Here is an 18,311-nt window from a genome sequence, read left to right as displayed (position 1 = left end):
CATGGACAACAGCGCACTATCACCGTCCCAGATCTGTTTCGGTCTCGATCTTGATCTCGATCGCCGCTCTTTTTCCTGTTTTCTGCAACTGGCCGGCACCAGGGAATTCGCCGACATCCTTGCTTCACGCCTCGACAGCGGCGAAATCGAGCAGTTTGTCGATATGTTCACCGGCCTGTTGCGAAAGCATATCTCCAAATCCGAATACCATCATCATTTCCTGCACGACGATTCCCATCACCACGATGAGAGCGAGGAGTAGACAGTGGCCGGGCATACGCTTATCGACCTTCGCAGCTTTCTCGACCTCCTGCAGCGGGAGAACGAGCTTCTCGTCATCGAGGAAGAAGTCGACCCTCATCTGGAAATCGCCGAAATTCACCGCCGGGTCATCGCCAAAGGAGGCCCCGCGCTCCTCTTCACGAAGGTCAGGAACTCGCAGTTTCCAGTCACGACCAACCTCTTCGGAACGGCGAAAAGACTGGAACTAGCCTTTGGCCGGCGACCACAGCATTTCGTCCAGGGGATTGTCGACCTTGCCGAATCGATCATGCCGCTTTCGATCGGCAATATCTGGCAACGTCGGAATCTCCTTCTCGAAGGACTCAGGATCGGACTCAAGACCTCAACGACCGGCCCGATTCTCGAAAACTGCCAGACACCGCCCCGCCTGAGCAGCCTGCCGCTCCTCACATCCTGGCATTCGGATGCGGGCCCATTCGTCACGCTCCCGCTCGTCTACACCGAACATCCCGGCGGACGCGGCCACAACCTCGGCATGTACCGCATCCAGCGCCATGACGACCAGACGACGGGGATCCACTGGCAGATCCACAAAGGAGGCGGGTATCATTATTTCGAAGCGGAGAAATTGAACCAACCCCTGCCACTGACACTCTATGTCGGCGGCCCGCCGGCCCTTATCCTCTCGGCGATTGCGCCCCTGCCTGAGGATGTTCCCGAACTGATCCTGACGTCCCTGCTCCTGGGGTCGAAGCTACAGATGACCAGGGACCCGCGCGGCGGCCATGACCTGGTATCCCATGTCGAATTCGCCATCAAGGGTATGGTGCCGCCGCATGTACGAAGGCCTGAAGGTCCGTTCGGCGACCACTACGGCTACAATTCACTGCAGCATGACTATCCCGTCTTCAAGATCAGCCATATCTATCACCGGAACAAGGCAATCTACCCGGCCACCGTTGTCGGCAGGCCACGGCAGGAAGATTTTTTCATTGGCGACTTCCTCCAGGATCTGCTTTCCCCGCTTTTTCCCCTGGTCATGAAAGGAGTGCGGGAGTTGAAAACGTTCGGCGAGACCGGCTTCCACTGTCTCGCCGCCGCCCGCGTCACCGACCGCTATCCGCGCGAGGCCTTTGCCAGCGGCCTCAGGGTACTTGGGGAGGGACAGCTCTCCCTGACAAAGTTCCTCATTGTCACGGACGGAGACATCGACATCACCGATTTTTCGATACTCTGGCCTCATGTCATCGAACGCGTACGCTGGGACCAGGATCTCTTCATCTTTGCCAACGTTTCCCAGGACACCCTCGACTATACCGGCCCATCGGTCAACAAGGGTTCCAAGGCGATGCTGATGGGACTGGGCAAGGAAAAATGCCGCGACCTTCCGCGGTCATTTTCCGGCAATCTCCCACCGGGGTGTTCGAAACCGAAGGTGTATCTGCCGGGAACGCTGGTCCTTGAGGGAAACGCCTACGCCACCGATCCATCCCTTGCCGCCACGGTTGCCGGGTGGGCCGACCTGCGCGACTGGCCTTTTGTTCTCGTCGTCGACGACTCCGACAAGGCCACCTGTTCGATGCTGGAATTTCTCTGGACCTTCTTCACCCGTTTCGAACCCGCCGCCGACATCCATGCCTCAGCCGTCACCGCGAACCGTTTCCATGTCGGTCTGCAACCGCCTGTCGTCGTCGACTGCCGAATGAAGCCCTGGTACACCGACATTCTCGAAGTGGACGAGGCAACGAAAAAACTTGTTGATTCAAAGTTTATCAGGATGATTCCGCATACATGGCGATGAACGATCCAATACGACTGCAGAAATACCTGTCACAGTGCGGCATCGCCTCACGTCGGAAGGCTGAGGAGATGATCAAAGCGGGACGGGTTGAGGTGGATGGGGCCATTGTCACCGATATGGGATATAAGATCATCCCCGGCAAAAACATCATCAAATGCGACGGCCAGACCCTCTCCCCACGGAACAGGCTGATCTACGTACTCCTCAACAAACCCAAGGGGTATGTAACCACCCTGTCCGATCCCCAGGGCAGGCCGATTGTGACCTCTCTCCTGACGGGAATTTTTGAACGGGTGTTCCCTGTCGGCAGACTCGACCTCGATACCGAAGGAGCGCTCATCCTGACAAACGATGGAGAATTTGCGCAGAAGGTGCAGCATCCAAGTCATGAGGTCACCAAGACCTACGAAGCCCTTGTTGCCGGCCATCCATCGAAAGAACAACTTGCACAACTGGAAAAAGGCATCTTTCTTGAAGGGAAAGTCACTTCGCCGGCCAACCTGATAGTTTTAAAAAAAATAAAACACGCCACATTGATCCAGATCACCATCCATGAGGGCAGAAAACGCCAGGTGAGAAAAATGTTCGAAGCCGTCGCTCACCCGGTCCTGCATCTGAAGCGAATTGCCTATGGATGTCTACGCTTGCACCGCTTGCCTACAGGAAAATTCAAGCTGCTCGACTCCGGAGATCTGGAAAAGATTTTTTTAGAATTCCCTTTACAAACTAAAAAATAGCTGATTAAATCTAAACAGTTAGACGGGAGTATGGTGAATTATTCAAACATACCTGCTATATTTAACTGATTATACTCAATAAATATTTCAACTTCTGTTTATCGACAATTAACAAGTGAACTTTATTTGGCTTTTTCGTTGACCGCCGCACTGAAAAACAGCCTTTTTCAGTGCTCCCCATGTTCGGGGGCACATTAGGACTTCCGGAAAACAGGAGAAAGGTATGAACAAATCAGAACTCATCGAAGCCCTGGCGCAGGAAATCAATATACCTCATCGCGAGGCCGCCGCGATCACCAACACCATCATCAACACTATGACGGAGGCACTGGCCAAGGGTGAGAGCATCGAGATACGGGGATTCGGAAGCTTTGTCATCAAGAAATATGATTCCTACGAAGGACGGAATCCCAAGACCGGAAAAAAGATCAAGGTCAAACCCAAAAAATTGCCTTTTTTCAAAGTCGGCAAGGACCTGAGAGAGCAGGTCAACTCGAACAAGAAGTGACGGCAGGGACTCGGGCAGCACATTCCTGTTGGCCGCGGTTTTCAACTTGCTCGCACATTGCCCCCTGCGATATCCGTTTCAACAATCTCTCCAACAAGATCATACACATGGGCCTCGGTGATATGTACCTGAACTATATCACCGGGGTTTGCCTCGCCATCGACGATATAGACACAACCGTCGACATCCGGTGCCTGAAATCGAGTCCTTCCCTCCAGTAGCAGATCAGATTCGCCGCTGAGCCCTTCTATCAGGACAGGTTCCATACGACCCATGTATTTCTGCTGCACCTGCGCGGATATATCTGCCTGGATACTCAACAGATGCCTGCGCCGCGCATCCTTTTCCTGTTCCGAGCACTGGTCTGGGAAATGCTCCGATGCGCACCCCTCCTCGTTGGAATAGGCAAATATACCCACGTGATCGAATCGCAGATCACGGAGAAACTGTTCCAGGAGGAGGACATCCGCCTCCGTCTCCCCCGGGAAGCCGACAAGAAGCGTGGTTCGTAAAGCAATCGCCGGCAGACGGAGACGGATCTTCTGAACAAGGCGGTACAAATCTTCCCTCGAGTACCGCCGATTCATGGCCGCGAGAACCCGCGTGCTCGCATGCTGGATCGGTATGTCAAGGTATGGCACAATTCTGGGCTCATCGGCCATGATATCAAGCAGGTCGTCATCCACCCCGGAAGGATACAGATACATCAATCTCAACCATGGGATTGTTGTAGCCGCCAACAGTTGTTCCAGCAAGGAGCGCAAATTTTCCTTTTTATCCCGTTCGGTGCCATAGGCTGTGAGATCCTGGGCAATCAGCGACAGTTCTTGCACTCCCTTTTCCTGCAACATGAGCGCTTCATGAACGAGATCGGCCATGCCCCGGCTTCTGAGCCGGCCGCGGATTGCCGGAATCATGCAATAGGCGCACCTGTTGTTGCACCCTTCTGTTATCTTTAACGAAGAACGAAAATGAGGAGTCGTCAGAATGCGTGGCTGTGTACTGTTGGTGACATGCTGCACCGGGATGTCGATCCGGGGCGTGGGGCGACCGTGGAACAGTGCCTCGAGGTATCCTGCCATATCCTTCCCACCCTCGGTGCCGATAAAAAAATCAACCTCCGGGAGTTCGGACAGCAGCTGGTCTTTATACCGCTGTACCAGGCACCCGACCACCACCAGTTTTTTGTCGGGGAATTCCTTCTTCACCATCGCCAACTGCAGAGTTTCTTCGACCGCTTCTTCCACGGCAGACTGGACGAAGCCACAGGTGTTGATCAGCAGTACCTGCGCGACAGATGCGTCCTCGACGATCTTCCACCCCGCCTGAACCAAGGCGCCAAGGATGATCTCCGAATCAACGAGATTCTTGGCACAGCCGAGGCTCACCATATACACTGTTCGTTGCATGTTACTCCTCGGCAAATATATCTTCTGAAACAAACGACTGTGTCAGTCTTTTGTTGATTTTCTGAAAATGCGGATCCTTAAAACCAGGCTTCCACTTTTCTCCCAGCAATTCGTCCGAGACCAGGAATAGAGCGGCGAATTCGATCGATCTGAAGGTGCAGACCGAACAAATGGCGGAGTATTCCATATCGACACCGATAACGTTTTCCTCTCGCTGAAGTTTCTGCAGCAAGGTCCGGCTCTCCCGGTACGGTGCATCAGTCGACCAGATTCTGCCTGACACCGGTTCGAGACCTTTGTCGGACGCCCATTGCAACAACATGTTCGAGAGCCTGGGCGAGGGAGCAGCCGCAACTCCAGTCCGGTAATAGTGCGAGGTCCCCTCTCCCGACAACGGGTTCCCGCCAATCACGACATCACCTATTTTCAGATCCGGTGAAAGCGCACCACACCAACTGAGCATGAAAATACGATCGACCCCGAGGGCAATCAATTTTTCTACAACCATGGCCGCAATCGGTGAACCAACGGCAGGCCCTGCAACACAGTTCCGACCGGCATTGACGGAGAGCTTTGAATGGGGGAATCCCCTTATCTCGCCACCCCGTTCGACAACCAGGGAGTGGCCGAGAGCAGCCTCCTTCGGATTGACGAGAATTATCCCGGTGCGCGGCAGGAGATTCTCATGTTTGCCCCGTCTCGGGATGATGATCGCATCGTCGTCGCTACTTTTCATCTGCCGGCAATCGTTTCAACATACTTTGTATATAAACACGAAAAGGGCCGCAGATTTCTCTGCGACCCTTTTCATCCAACCTGTTTTCAACAACTGGTCTTCAGCTTATCCAAGCAGCGGATTTGCATACAGAAGAATCAGGGAAATAACCAGTCCGTAAATCGCAATCGACTCGGCAAGAGCCATACCAAGGATCATGAACACCATCAACTTCGGCTGTACTTCGGGGTTCCTTGCCAACCCCATGGTCGCACCCTGACCAACCGAACCGATACCGATACCGGCACCAAGACCGGCAAGGCCGATAGAGAGGGCTGCACCGATACAGATCAACGCCAACTGAATGTTACCTTCCATTTTTTTCTCCTTTAAAAATTATATATGTTTGGCCTTCTTCCTAAAAAGCATACGTTCTACAATCGCAACCGCATCCCGCCTCATCAATGGGCATGTTCCTTCGCCTGGCCAAAATACACCACGGTCAGCAGGACAAATACCATTGCCTGGACGAGGGAGACCAGAACACCGAGAATCATGATGGGCAATGGAGCGAAAAATGCGCCGGCGAGCATGAAGAGAATTCCCAGCAGTGTTTCCTTCGCCATGATGTTTCCGAAAAGACGGATGGAGAGGGAGAGCAGACGGGCGAAGTTACTGATCAGCTCTATTGGCAGCATCAGTGGAATAAGCCACCACATGGGACCGATGAAATGTTTGTAATAACCGATGCCATGGGTACTGAAGCCGATGATATGATGGGTAACCCACACGATGATCGTCAGGGCCAGCGTTGTATTGATACTGGCGGTCGGGGACATGAACCCCGGGATGAGACCGATCAGATTGGCGACGGCAATGTAAAGACCGAAAGTCGCGATCATCGGGAAGAACTTATCCGTCATTTCACGTCCCATGTTGTCGGCAAAGAACTCGTCCATCCCTCCGATAACAATCTCCCAGAAATTCTGGCCCTTGCCGGGAATCATCTCGAGATTCCCCAGGGTGAGCTTCGAGACAATGAAGAGAAAGGCCATGACCAGCCACGTATAGGTCATGTATGGAGCGCATAATTGCTCGAGAATGGTATGCCCCACAGGTCCGTGCGGTACTGGAAGCCCAAGTTTCTCAAGGATGATCGAAATAAATAGTATCGGATGTTCCATAATCCCCTCTTACCTCCTCCCACTGAAGAAATAGCGCCAGGCCACACTTACCGCGGTAATCGTAACCGTAAACACTACCGTTGACAACCCCAATATCAATCCAAAGATATTGACCTTCTTATACTTAATCAGGACAAGCAGGACAATACCTATAATTACAATCCGGACCCAGAATTTGATAATATAGCCGATCCGGCTCCTTTTGATCTTTTCTTTCTCGGGAATCGGTGCCGTTGCAGTCAGTGATCCGAAAAATCTGATTACATCGTTATGTGATACCCAGAAGCTCAGTATCGATATGACGCCTCCGACAAACACCGACCAGGAGAAGAAAACGGAATGAAAAACCAACGCACCGAGTGTCAGAATTGCCAGATACACCCAGCTCATGACCTGCAACTTCGGCAGGGACATCAAGTCATCCGTCACTCTATCGCCTTCCGGTCAATCACTACTTTTTGTCCTGATGACGCCAAACTATGTCCAACAGGTTTTTGAAACCGGCGGCAATGCCGAACGCCAGACCGATAAATGTGAACCATGGCGCCGTCCGGCCGTCGAACACCTTCTGGTCGAGGAGAATCCCACCGCCCAGACCGACAAAGATCGCGGCAACAAATGTAAACCCGACATGACCATAATTCGCCAGCAAGTGGATCCATTCATTCTTCAAATCCGACATCCATTTCTCCACTTTCAGGGGCGCGATTTTCGGTCCTGATATAACAGGTTCTGGTATCACGCCTCTATGCCAAAGTCAATCGGTTTTTCACTTTTCGAGCAATTTCTTGAATGACCATTCAGTCATTTTTGCCGCTGTATCGAGATCTTTTTCCGTATGGGCCATGGACACGAAGGCCGTCTCGAACTGCGATGGCGCGAGATATATCCCCTTGGCCAGCATCTGACGATAGTGTTGACCATATCTCCCGGTATCCGATCGCATCGCCGAGTCGAAGTCGTTTACCGGATCGTCGGCGAAAAACACGGTCAACATCGAGCCGACCCGGTTGAACTTCGCCGCAATCCCGGTCTCCCGACCGATACCGTTCAACATCTCCGCAAATCGCGCCGACCTGCGTTCCAGTTCCGCATACACGCCAGGCCGCTGCAGTTCTCTCAACATCGCAATTCCTGCCGCCATCGCCAGTGGATTCCCGGAAAGTGTCCCGGCCTGGTACACCGGTCCATCCGGGGCGACACAATCCATGATCTCCGCCTTACCGCCATAGGCCCCGACCGGCAATCCACCGCCGATAATCTTGCCCAGACAGGTCAGATCGGGGGTGATCCCGAATCGTTCCTGAGCTCCGCCATAGGCCAGACGAAAACCGGTAATGACTTCATCAAAGATGAGGAGAATATTCAATTCTTTCGTCAGCTGACGGATACCTTCGAGGAATCCGGGAGCCGGGGGGACGCACCCCATATTGCCGGCGACCGGTTCGACGATGACGCAGGCGATCTCCGAGGCCTTCCGTTTTAATGTATTTTCCAGACTTTCCAAGTTGTTGTAGGGGACTGACAGGGTATTCTTGACAATATCGTCAGGAACCCCCGGGCTGCCGGGAATCCCGAGCGTCAGGAGTCCCGATCCGGCCTTGACCAGAAACGAATCGGCGTGGCCGTGATAGCATCCATCAAACTTGATCACGATGTTCCGCCCGGTATACCCTCGGGCCAGGCGCACCGCGCTCATCGTCGCCTCAGTACCCGAGTTGACGAATCGCACCTTCTCGATCGACGGAACCGCCTCGACCACCATCGAGGCCAGATCCACCTCTGTCGGTGTCGGTGCCCCAAAACTGGTGCCATCGACCGCTGCCGCCTGAATTGCGGCTATGACGGACGGATGTGCATGCCCTAGAATCATCGGCCCCCAGGAACCGACGAAATCAATGTACTCGTTACCGTCAACGTCGATCAGCACAGGCCCCCGGCCTCGTTTGATGAATAATGGATCGCAGCCGACCGATCGACAGGCCCTGACTGGACTGTTTACCCCCCCGGGGATGACCCGTCGGGCCGCTTCAAACATTTCATCGGAAACTGTTCTTTTCATATACCCTCTTATCATGAAACCCAGGTCAGGGTGTTGACGGCTGCAAATCAGCCATTATTGTGGTGAGTGGTAGCCGCCTGCACATCCGTTTACCGCAGGCCGAGCGGCATGAAATATAGCACGCAGCCTGAAGAACTGTCAAACAGGAACCGTCTTGATCCACGGTGATAATTCCATCATTTGAAGGATTTCCTGTGCCGATGGGCCGGTCTTCGCGCCAATATTTTTGCTTGTCAGCGAAATATCCAACAGGTAAACTGAATTCACATTTCTTCGGCTGCAAGCCAATCCAGCAAGATCACGGCTCAATGATCCAATTCCGAACGAGAGGAGAAACACGCAATGGCAAATGATAAGGTCCAGCAGATTAATGATGCGGATTTCAGTGCAATGATCGGTTCAGAACAGCCGTCGCTGGTAGATTTCTGGGCTCCCTGGTGCGGTCCCTGCAAGGCGATCGGACCTGTGGTCGAAGAACTGGCAGAGGAATATGCCGGCAAGGTGACAATCGCCAAGATGAATGTAGACGAAAATCCAGTGACTCCCGGAAAGTATGGAATCAGAGCGATTCCGACCCTCATCCTGTTCAAAAGAGGAGAAGTGGTCGACCAGATAACCGGTGCTGTCGGCAAGGGCCAGCTCATCGACCTGATCAAGAAAGCCCTCTGATCCTGCTCCGCGCTGTCTGCCATCCAGGGGCATCCCCTCTGCAGGCAGCGCCATCCTCCTCATCGAATATCTTTACTTCATGCAGAAAAATCATTTCGACCTCGTTATCCTCGGCGGAGGGCCGGCCGGTCTATCTGCCGGACTCTATGCAGCGAGGGCACGACTCGATCATGTCATGGTCGAAAAAGGAGCCCCTGGCGGGCAGGTGCTCCTTACGGACTGGGTCGATAACTATCCAGGCTTTCCCGACGGAATTTCCGGTTTCGATCTGGTTGAAAAGATGTCCGCCCATGCCCGTCGTTTCGACCTGAATATCCTCACCGCGGAAGTGGAACACGTCGACCTGAGTGATCCTGCACACAAACACCTGACCCTCGATAACGGCTCGATGATCAGTTGCCACTCCCTCATCATCTGTACCGGTGCCAGGGCGAACACCCTCGACATCCCGGGCGAGCACGAACTCCGTGGCAAAGGGGTCTCCTACTGCGGCACCTGCGATGCGCCATTCTACAGGAACATGCATGTGGCGGTCATCGGCGGCGGCAATACCGCGATCCAGGAAGCCGAGTACCTGACCAAATTTGCCAGCAGAGTGACCGTCATCCATCGCCGGGATCAATTACGGGCGACCAAGATTGTCCAGGAGATAGCCTTCGCCAATAACAGAATCGATTTCATCTGGAACAGTCGAGTAACCTCCATCGAAGGGAAAAAGGGGGTGGAGCGGCTTCATCTTGTCGACAACAGCGGGAGGGCATCGACTCTCGATGTCGAAGGCGTATTTGTCCTCATCGGCGTTACCCCCAACAACGCATGCCTGCCTCTCGACCTGCTGCAGGCCGACAAATGGGGTTTCATCCCAACCGATGCCGAAACCTGCACCGCGGTCGATGGAGTCATGGCCGCTGGCGACATCCGCAGCAAGGCAGTTCGCCAGATCGTCAATGCGGCAGGAGAAGGAGCGACCGCCGTGCTTGCTGCTGAGGCCTACCTGCAAAGCCTTAAACGCTAACACCGGAGAACAATGCACAACTCAAACCCCATTTCAATCAAAACCTGCTGTAGATCGATATCCATCAGATTCTGTATCCTCATTCTCCTGCTGAATGTCGCCGGTTGCGCAAAGATGAAGGACATGCTGACCTTCACCGGAGGAGCCGAGGACGCAGCCACGCTTCCCGTCCAGAATCTGGTGACCAAGGGGATGGACGACTATGCAGTCGGGAAATACTTTACCGCCCTTGAGTATTTTCAGGAAATCCTTGACCGTTATCCATTTGCGCCGGAGGCCACGCTGGCCGAACTCAAGGCTGCCGACTGCAATTATTTCCTCGAGCATTATGCCGAGGCCCTGGTCCTGTACGAGGCATTTGAGGAGAAGCACCCGACCAACGAGGCAATGCCGTACGTCATTTACCAGAAGGCCATGTGCAACTACAAGCAGATCGACCGAATCGACCGTGACGTCTCGGGGGCGGAGAAATCCGTCCAACTCTTCAGCCAACTGATACGGGCCTACCCGAATTCACCTTACACCTCCGAGGCCAAGGCACGGATCAAAGCAGCCCGTCAATTCATCGCCAACCATGAATTCTTTGTGGTTGATTTCTATATCAGGAGAAATAAGTTAAGCGAGGCTGAAACGAGATTGAAGTATATCCTGGCCACCTACCCCGATGCCGAGATAGCTCCTCGGGCCAAGGAACTCCTGGCCCAGATTCAGGCCGGCAATCCCCCGAAACAGACCCTTTCTTCCTGGCTGCCCAAAGTTGCCCTTCCGGACTGGGCAAAATTCTCATCTTCTTCGGAGGAAGAGGCTCCGGAAAATCAGGCCGCGAAGGACTGATTGCAAACCATCACCGCCGTACTTGGATATCCGAAACGCCGATGAAAGGATTTCATCGGCGTTTTCGTTTTCAGTTGGGCAAACCGTTATCGATCAAACGATAAGTTCCTCCGGCACGACCCATTCCTCAGCGAGCGACACCGCCATCGCCCGCACCGGGCACACCGTCACGCAGAGGCTGCAGCCGGTGCACTTCTGCGGATCGAATTGCACCTCCATCGATGGCCGCTTGATCGAGAGCGCGCCAACAGGGCAGACTCCGGTACACGCGCCGCATTGGAAACATTTCTCATCATCTCGATGGATCCGTGCAGCCAGTCGCTCGACCTGGACGCCCAACCCTTTCAAGTACTCGAGGCCGGCATTGACATTGTGCTTGCTGTTCCCCTTCAGTTCGAGGATCATGACCCCTTCTCTCTGCAGAAGGATATCGGCCTTGAGAATATTGAATTCGATATCATATTCCTTAACCAGTTGATAAATAAAAGGCCGGTCGCTTGTCTCTTTTGGAAACCGCAATACGTAAATCTGAGTAAACACGTGGCGTCCTTCATTGGTCCCTGACTGATGAGACCGCTTAGTATTTATCTTCGCTCCTGCATCGCACCGATCACCATGTCGGCTATGCGGCATGAGCCCCATTCACCTTCTCCTGCACCGCCTGCTCCAACACAGACAGCAACACTGCCAGCGACCTGTCGGTATCAATGCTCACCAATTGACCGGATTCCAGTTCGTCGGGAGGCATGAAACGCTCCTTCTGGTGCTGATAAATTTCCCACCGGCCATCGGAAACCGCATCGGGGTCAATCTCCCTCTCGGCCAGTCTTTTTTTCACCGTCGATTCAGGGCAGGTGCAGTGGATAAAGAACAGTCGGCATTGCCCAGCAAGTCCCTGCCGGAGACGATTGCGCTCCTGCTGCGACTGATATGAGGCATCCAGGACAACACAGGCGTGGCTGTCTCCAGAGAGGTATACCTGAGCGCGACGCAGCAGTTCGTCATAGGTGCGACGGGTGAAATTGGGGGTATACATGCCCTCGTTAAAGGAGTCCCGGCTCCGGCCCCGCGGTTCCAGCCCCGCCAGTTCCTTACGGACAACATCGGAGTTGAGATAGAGCCCCCCCAGCCGTTCAGCCCAGGCCTTGGCCAGGTAACTTTTCCCCGTGGCCACCATGCCGAAAAACACATAGCCTGTTTTCCTCGTCCCGGGATTCAAGATGACCTCCCGGCATAGGACTCGGCCAGGGCGAAACAACTCCCGGCCCGCTCCCTGCATTCACCGGCCGTGCGTGGGTTCACCCCGGGATCAACGGCGGTCAACAGATTGATCTTGCCACGCACATAGGCACGATAGCATTTGTAGAACCCGAGCATGGACAAGAGTCCCGGATCCCCCGATGCCTCCATGAACCGTTGTATAAAATACTCGGAGAGATTGTGCAAGCCATGGAGATCGAGGTCCATCGCCAGAAAGGCCACGTCAGCGGCGATATCGGTGCAGCGAAGGCGGCGGCTGAACTCGATGCAGTCGAAGATGATCACCTCGTCGGCGAGACAGATGTTCGCCGTGTGCAGATCGCCATGACAGTCACGTATCCTCCCCTCCGCCATCCTTCGTTCAAAGAGGCGACGATGGGCAAGGAACCCGGCGGCGAAATCGCGTATCCGGTCGAAGCGCTCTCTATCAAGCCCTGTTTGCCCAATATACGGCGCGGTCTGTTTGAAATTCTCCATGACGCTGCGGCCGACCTCCCTGACACTGCCGAAACCCGTCACCTTCGATGAACTCTCACTCCGTTCATAAAACGGCACCAGTCGGGTCACGATCCTGTCAATATCGTGACCATCGACCTCACCTTTCCGGATCAGCCGATTCATCATCCGCTCTTCCGGAAGCCTGGCCATCTTCACCCCATATTCCACCTTCCGGCCTCGGCCTCCAAGGCCATATACGCCGTCGTCACACGTCAGCCCCACCAGATCGAGATAAACGTTATCCGGACAGAGGCGGCGATTGAGCAGCAGTTCCTGCCCGCAGTAATAGCGCCTGCGAGCGAGCGTCGAAAAATTGAGAAACCCGAAATCGACCGGTTTTTTCCATTTGTAGACGAAGGGGCCGGCAAGGACAACAAAAGAAATGTGGGTCTGGAGCAGCCGAACTTCATCGACCGGATGCGGATACACATCGGCATTCATGAGAAACTGAATGTATTCCGGCAATCTTTCCGGATTCATCTCATCATACGCTCCTGCCACCGACTTGACCATTGATTCGGCGAACCATCGATCTGATGCAATCATAGGTCAATGATACCATGAAATTGACCATGGCGTAAGTCTCGGCATATCCTTTCCCTCGGCTCCAGAACATGCTCATTTCCCGCTATGATGTATCACCAACCGGCTGATATCCTCAGCGCACGAGAAATAAAAACCGGCAGTAGTCATCAGGCCGGGACTATTGCCGTCGTCTGTGCGGGAAGCTCAGATAGGCCAATAACAGAGGAGACCGCCGTAGCCGCTCAAAGTCTGGACAATCCCATCGCCAGAATCTACGACGTCGGTATCGCCGCGCTCCCGGGCATGCTCAACAGCCGTGCTCCTGGGTTGGCGGTGGTCAATATCAACAACGGTTTCAGTGCCGCCTGCATGGCCCATGCGATCACTCTCGACCAGAACCGTCCCCTTCCCCATGAACAACCGGATTCCGCGTCGGTCAAATCGGTAGATTCGGTCTCATTTTCGAGCAGATACCTCGCAGGACCTTGCAAGATTCATGCGTTGGGGTATAATCCTCAGGTTCTGAAAAAGGAATTCACCGCTTTACAAACATATCTGGCAACCTGTAGCACAACGGTTACGCAAACTTCGGGATATCCATGCAAACATCACTGAAACTCAAACTGGGCCTGCTGATCTTTCTCGTCGCCCTCGCCGTCGTCACGATTGTTCCCTCCTTTTACTCGGCGACCCCGGACTGGTGGAAAAAGTACATGGCCCCGGAGGGATTGCGGCTCGGCCTCGACCTGCAGGGCGGCATGCACCTGGTGCTGAAGGTCGATCTGCAGAAGGCGGAGGAGAACTCTCTGGAACTGGCGGCCAACGACCTCAAGGATACACTGGCGGAGCAGTCGATCAGTGCCATCCAGACTCCATCCCCTGCGGCTGGTTCCATCGTTTTCACCCTCCCCAATACCGGTAGCGTCGAGCAGGTGCAGAAGCTGATTGCGGACGATTTCCCCGATATTGATACCAAAATTGAAACACAGGAGGGCAGCTTTCCTCGTATCATCATTACCTTGAGCAACGAGAAAAAAGACTATATCAAGACCCATTCAGTCGACCAATCCCTTGAAATAATAAGGAACCGTATCGATCAATTCGGGGTCGCCGAACCAGTCATCATCCGCCAGGGCACCGATGAAATCGTCATTCAGCTGCCGGGCGTCCGCGATCCGAAACGGGCCATGAAACTGCTTGGCGACACGGCTCAACTTGAATTCAAACTGGTTGCCGAACCGGCCGGCCTGAACCTGGCGGAACTGATCGACCAGGCAAAAACCTCCGGACAATGGAAGGATGGCGAGGATCAGAAAAAGCTCACCCGAGCCCTGCAGAACAGGTTGCCCAGCGATACATCGATCCACTTTGAGAAAAAGGTCGATCCCAAGACGAGGGTCGAGACCTTGAGCCCCATCCTGCTGGAGAACAAGGTGCTGATGACCGGTGATATGGTCAAGGATGCTCAGGTCCGTATCGGCGGCAGCTTCAACGAACCATACGTCAGTCTGGACATGACCGGCAGAGGCGGCAAACTGTTCGGCCAGCTCACCGAAAAAAATGTCGGCCGGCGCATGGCCATCGTCCTCGACAACAACGTCCGCTCCGCCCCGGTCATCCGTGAGCGGATCCTCGGCGGCTCGGCCCAGATCTCCGGCAGCTTCACCCATGAGGAGGCCGCCGATCTGGCCATCGTTCTCCGTGTCGGCGCCCTGCCCGCCCCGGTCAACATCATCCAGAACCTGACCGTCGGGGCCAGTCTCGGCCAGGATTCGATCAACAAGGGTCTGGTCTCCGGTGTCTTTGGGACGATTCTCGTCGTCGGGTTCATGCTTATTTATTACCGGACATCCGGCGCCATAGCCAACGCCGCCTTATTCCTTAACATCCTTTTTCTGTTCTCCGGCCTCGCCATCCTCAATGCCACCCTCACCCTTCCCGGCATCGCCGGCATCGTGCTTTCGATCGGTATGGCCGTCGACTCCAATGTTCTGATATTCGAGCGTATGCGAGAGGAGTTGGCGATCGGAAAAACTGTACGGTCGAGCATTGAAGGCGGTTTCGACAAGGCCTTTTTTTCCATCATGGACTCCCAGGTCACCACCCTGATCACCGCCGTCGTCCTGTTCATGTTCGGCACCGGCCCCATCAAAGGGTTCGCCATTACCCTCACCCTCGGCATTCTCTTCAATCTCTATACCGCCCTTACCTGCTCGGAGATGATGTTCAACATCCTCAATCGCTTACGCCCGATCAAACAAATCGTCTATCTGAACTTTATCGAAAAACCCAATTATGACTACCTGCGGATCAAAAAAATTTCATTCATCATCTCCGGGGTCACCTCCCTTATCGGCATTATTGCCCTGATTCAGATCGCCCTCGGCAACGCCAATCTCGGGGTCGATTTTGCCGGCGGGTCGCTGCTCAATTACCAGGCCGACAAGCCCTTTGAGCTGGCGGAGGTCCGCAAGGTGTTCGCCGACAACAATCTGGAGGGGGTTGATCTGCAGGAAGTGGAGAACGAATCGCGGTTGATCGTCAAGGTCAAGAAAAGCGAAGAGGTCCTCTCCGGAATCAGCGACAGCATTACCACTATCCTCAACAAGGATCTGCCCGGGAGAAATTTCGCCCTCGAAAGCCAGTCCGAGATCGGTTCCTCGGTCAGTTCCACCCTGCGCAACAAGGCCCTGCTGGCGATCACCCTTTCCTTGTGCGGGATTGTCTTCTACCTGGCCATCCGCTTTGACCTCCGGTTCGGCCTGGCCGGCATGCTCGCCACGCTGCACGACGTCTTCTGCGTCATCGGCATCTGCTGGCTGCTGAATATTGAGATGAACCTGCTGTTAGTGACCGCGCTATTGACTCTCGCCGGCTACTCGATCAACGACTCGGTCGTCGTGTTTGACCGTATCCGTGAAAATATTCATAAATATCAAGAGAAATCTTTATATGAGACCATAAACCTCAGCGTCAACGAAGTGTTGAGCCGGACCGTCGTGACAGGGTCGACAACACTTCTGGTCCTGTTGTCCCTCTTCTTCATGGGGGGGTCGGTCATCCATGATTTCTCGCTGGTGTTGATAATCGGCATCCTGATCGGCACCTATTCTTCTGTCTTTGTCGCCAGTCCCATCCTGACCCTCTTTCAGGAAAGGAAGATCTGAGATGGGACTGAGCCAGGCCGATCTCGCCCACCTGCCGGCCAACACCCGGCCACTGGACAGGAATACGCCGTTCACCTTTTCCTGCCACAGCGGCCTGGATTGTTTCACTGAATGCTGTCGCCTGCTGGAACTGGCCCTGACCCCGTACGACGTCCTGCGCCTGCGGCGCGCGACCGGACTCAGTTCCAGCGATTTTTTAGAGCACTACGTGATTATTGAGGATTCGGAAGACGAGACGTTTCCCAGGCTGTACCTGACGATGGTGGATGACGGGAGGGCGAGCTGCGCGTTTGTCACCGCGGCCGGCTGCACCGTCTACCGGGATCGGCCGGGGGCCTGCCGCGTTTACCCGCTCGGTCGGGCATCGAAGCACGGCGCCTCGGGGGACACCGAAGAACATTACATCCTGATCCAGGAACCACACTGCCACGGTTTTCTTGAGCAGGTAACCCAGACGGCTGAATGCTACTGCCTCGATCAGGGCCTTCTCGAATACAACCGATTCAACGACAAGGTCGCGTCGATTTTGAAACACCCTCAAGTTCGCAGTGGAAAAATCCTGCAACCTGAAGAACGGCAACTGTTTCTGCTCTTCTTATATGATCTCGATCGCTTGCGGATAGAAATCAGCGGCGGGGTGATTCCGGATATGACGCCAATCGCCGTGCAGAAAGTTATTTCCAAAAACGACGAGGAACTGCTGCTCTTTGCCATCGAATGGCTGAGACAGCGGCTCTTTGTCTGATCTCCCTGTCCTCTTTTCGATTTTGCAACCCATGCTCAAACTCATTGTATTCGACTGCGACGGCGTCCTCTTCGATTCCAGGGAATCGAACCGGCAATTTTACAATCACCTTCTGCGCCACTTCGGCAAACCGCCGATGACCGAAGAAGAGTGTGATTTTGCCCATATTCACAGCACGATGGACGCTATCGCCTACATATTTCGCCACTATCCTGAATTGGATCTGCAAGAAGTCGACCGCTTCAGGTTGACATGCGATTATGGTCCTTTTCTGCAAATGCTTCAGGTAGAGAGGGACCTGATAACCTTCCTCGATACCGTCCATCCTCACTATCACCTGGCGATATCGACAAACCGCACCAACACGATTGAGCCCCTGCTGCAGAAATTCGAGCTACGACATTATTTCGGCAAGGTTATGACGGCGCAAAATGCGAAACGTCCCAAACCTGCCCCGGATGCACTGCTGGAAATTCTCTCTCACTATGATTGCAGACCAGACGAATCGATTTATATTGGCGACTCAACCATTGACCAGTTACACGCAGGCTCCTGCTCCGTCCCCTTTATCGCCTTCAAGAATCGGTCGCTGGATGCGGCCTACCATGTAAATGGATTCATGGAAATCCTTACCCTGTCACCGTTTACTGGACATCACCAGGTGAAAGACGCCTGATTCCAGCCTCTAATTTTAACCGATCCGTCCCTTACCGAAATATTATCTCCTCTCCTTCTGCCTTCAGGTGCGACTGACCGGTGCAATCCGGTTCTACCACATTGAGATCATTCACGAGAGATCACTTCGCCCAAATGTGATTCGACAGCAGGGGCAATCTATATTTCGTTCCGCCTCCTTACGTCCATGAAGCATCGTTCATCGCCGACTCGAGCAGAATGATCACATCGATGAGCGGAGATTCCACCTCATGCTGGAATCGA

Annotated in this window: 21 protein-coding genes; 11 read left to right on the top strand and 10 right to left on the bottom strand. The window is 54.1% G+C overall.

Annotation, left to right across the window (positions count from 1 at the left end; all coding sequences use genetic code 11):
* The first annotated feature begins 1 nt into the window (after position 1).
* The 4 genes from ACWGKN_RS17590 (at position 2) to ACWGKN_RS17575 (ending at position 3,289) form a co-directional block, all read left to right on the top strand.
* On the top strand, positions 2 to 262 hold the full coding sequence (locus ACWGKN_RS17590; protein WP_035225747.1) for a hypothetical protein: 261 nt from the start codon (positions 2 to 4) through the stop codon (positions 260 to 262).
* A gap of 3 nt (positions 263 to 265) precedes the next feature.
* Positions 266 to 2,044 (top strand): UbiD family decarboxylase, encoded by a 1,779-nt coding sequence (locus ACWGKN_RS17585; protein WP_035225748.1) that lies wholly within the window; start codon positions 266 to 268, stop codon positions 2,042 to 2,044.
* Positions 2,035 to 2,781, top strand: a complete 747-nt coding sequence (locus ACWGKN_RS17580) for a pseudouridine synthase (RefSeq protein WP_424254752.1) — start codon at positions 2,035 to 2,037, stop codon at positions 2,779 to 2,781. Before ACWGKN_RS17585 ends, ACWGKN_RS17580 begins: the two co-directional genes overlap by 10 nt.
* 223 nt (positions 2,782 to 3,004) lie before the next feature.
* Positions 3,005 to 3,289 carry an HU family DNA-binding protein gene (locus ACWGKN_RS17575; protein ID WP_035225750.1) on the top strand — a complete coding sequence of 95 codons (285 nt, stop codon included), beginning with the start codon at positions 3,005 to 3,007 and terminating at the stop codon, positions 3,287 to 3,289.
* 41 nt (positions 3,290 to 3,330) lie between these two features.
* On the opposite strand, the gene rimO is transcribed toward ACWGKN_RS17575, so the two are convergent.
* From rimO to hemL, 7 genes are all read right to left on the bottom strand, one after another.
* Positions 3,331 to 4,698 (bottom strand): 30S ribosomal protein S12 methylthiotransferase RimO, encoded by a 1,368-nt coding sequence (rimO, locus tag ACWGKN_RS17570; RefSeq protein ID WP_035225752.1) that lies wholly within the window; start codon positions 4,696 to 4,698, stop codon positions 3,331 to 3,333.
* A 1-nt stretch (position 4,699) separates the two neighbouring features.
* Complete coding sequence (locus tag ACWGKN_RS17565; protein WP_052159568.1) at positions 4,700 to 5,434, bottom strand: phosphorylase family protein; 735 nt, start codon at positions 5,432 to 5,434, stop codon at positions 4,700 to 4,702.
* A gap of 105 nt (positions 5,435 to 5,539) precedes the next feature.
* Complete coding sequence (gene atpE, locus ACWGKN_RS17560; protein ID WP_035225754.1) at positions 5,540 to 5,791, bottom strand: ATP synthase F0 subunit C; 252 nt, start codon at positions 5,789 to 5,791, stop codon at positions 5,540 to 5,542.
* A gap of 83 nt (positions 5,792 to 5,874) precedes the next feature.
* Entirely contained in the window at positions 5,875 to 6,597 is a 723-nt protein-coding gene (gene atpB / locus ACWGKN_RS17555; protein ID WP_035225756.1) for a F0F1 ATP synthase subunit A, read from the bottom strand.
* A 9-nt stretch (positions 6,598 to 6,606) separates the two neighbouring features.
* Positions 6,607 to 7,011: an ATP synthase subunit I gene (locus ACWGKN_RS17550; protein WP_424254746.1), complete on the bottom strand. Its 405-nt coding sequence runs from the start codon at positions 7,009 to 7,011 to the stop codon at positions 6,607 to 6,609.
* 37 nt (positions 7,012 to 7,048) lie between these two features.
* The gene (locus ACWGKN_RS17545) at positions 7,049 to 7,279 is read right to left on the bottom strand and encodes an AtpZ/AtpI family protein (RefSeq protein WP_035225761.1); all 231 of its coding nucleotides are present in this window, start codon (positions 7,277 to 7,279) and stop codon (positions 7,049 to 7,051) included.
* A gap of 87 nt (positions 7,280 to 7,366) precedes the next feature.
* Positions 7,367 to 8,659 (bottom strand): glutamate-1-semialdehyde 2,1-aminomutase, encoded by a 1,293-nt coding sequence (hemL, locus tag ACWGKN_RS17540; RefSeq protein ID WP_424254744.1) that lies wholly within the window; start codon positions 8,657 to 8,659, stop codon positions 7,367 to 7,369.
* Between the two features lie 342 nt (positions 8,660 to 9,001).
* Here hemL and trxA point away from each other — a divergent pair, with 342 nt between their 5' ends.
* The 3 genes from trxA to ACWGKN_RS17525 all read left to right on the top strand — a co-directional run bounded on the left by trxA (position 9,002) and on the right by ACWGKN_RS17525 (position 11,177).
* Positions 9,002 to 9,328 carry a thioredoxin gene (trxA, locus tag ACWGKN_RS17535; RefSeq protein ID WP_035225767.1) on the top strand — a complete coding sequence of 109 codons (327 nt, stop codon included), beginning with the start codon at positions 9,002 to 9,004 and terminating at the stop codon, positions 9,326 to 9,328.
* A gap of 79 nt (positions 9,329 to 9,407) precedes the next feature.
* On the top strand, positions 9,408 to 10,343 hold the full coding sequence (gene trxB, locus ACWGKN_RS17530) for a thioredoxin-disulfide reductase (RefSeq protein ID WP_035225770.1): 936 nt from the start codon (positions 9,408 to 9,410) through the stop codon (positions 10,341 to 10,343).
* Positions 10,344 to 10,355: 12 nt separating this feature from the next.
* Positions 10,356 to 11,177, top strand: coding sequence for an outer membrane protein assembly factor BamD (locus ACWGKN_RS17525; protein ID WP_052159569.1), 822 nt, complete (start codon positions 10,356 to 10,358; stop codon positions 11,175 to 11,177).
* Between the two features lie 93 nt (positions 11,178 to 11,270).
* Here the strand turns inward: ACWGKN_RS17525 and ACWGKN_RS17520 are convergent, their stop codons facing one another.
* From ACWGKN_RS17520 to ACWGKN_RS17510, 3 genes are all read right to left on the bottom strand, one after another.
* Entirely contained in the window at positions 11,271 to 11,717 is a 447-nt protein-coding gene (locus ACWGKN_RS17520) for an NIL domain-containing protein (protein ID WP_035225775.1), read from the bottom strand.
* An 82-nt stretch (positions 11,718 to 11,799) separates the two neighbouring features.
* Entirely contained in the window at positions 11,800 to 12,396 is a 597-nt protein-coding gene (locus tag ACWGKN_RS17515) for an AAA family ATPase (protein ID WP_424254738.1), read from the bottom strand.
* Positions 12,393 to 13,415 carry a hypothetical protein gene (locus ACWGKN_RS17510; RefSeq protein WP_035225781.1) on the bottom strand — a complete coding sequence of 341 codons (1,023 nt, stop codon included), beginning with the start codon at positions 13,413 to 13,415 and terminating at the stop codon, positions 12,393 to 12,395. Before ACWGKN_RS17510 ends, ACWGKN_RS17515 begins: the two co-directional genes overlap by 4 nt.
* Positions 13,416 to 13,565: 150 nt before the next feature.
* Here ACWGKN_RS17510 and ACWGKN_RS17505 point away from each other — a divergent pair, with 150 nt between their 5' ends.
* From ACWGKN_RS17505 to ACWGKN_RS17490, 4 genes are read left to right on the top strand one after another with little or no spacing between them, the layout of a single operon-like run.
* Positions 13,566 to 14,075 (top strand): hypothetical protein, encoded by a 510-nt coding sequence (locus ACWGKN_RS17505; protein WP_452095703.1) that lies wholly within the window; start codon positions 13,566 to 13,568, stop codon positions 14,073 to 14,075.
* A complete protein-coding gene (locus tag ACWGKN_RS17500) occupies positions 14,060 to 16,627 on the top strand; it encodes a protein translocase subunit SecDF (protein WP_035225788.1) in 2,568 nt (855 codons plus the stop codon). Before ACWGKN_RS17505 ends, ACWGKN_RS17500 begins: the two co-directional genes overlap by 16 nt.
* Position 16,628: 1 nt before the next feature.
* Positions 16,629 to 17,372, top strand: coding sequence for a YkgJ family cysteine cluster protein (locus tag ACWGKN_RS17495; RefSeq protein WP_452095702.1), 744 nt, complete (start codon positions 16,629 to 16,631; stop codon positions 17,370 to 17,372).
* Positions 17,373 to 17,403: 31 nt separating this feature from the next.
* Positions 17,404 to 18,048: an HAD family hydrolase gene (locus tag ACWGKN_RS17490; RefSeq protein WP_424254735.1), complete on the top strand. Its 645-nt coding sequence runs from the start codon at positions 17,404 to 17,406 to the stop codon at positions 18,046 to 18,048.
* Positions 18,049 to 18,311 lie beyond the last annotated feature (263 nt).

It is taken from the genome of Desulfoprunum sp., assembly GCF_053613775.1.
The sequence above is the reverse complement of the archived record's forward strand: the minus strand, read 5'-3'. Positions and strand labels throughout refer to the sequence as shown.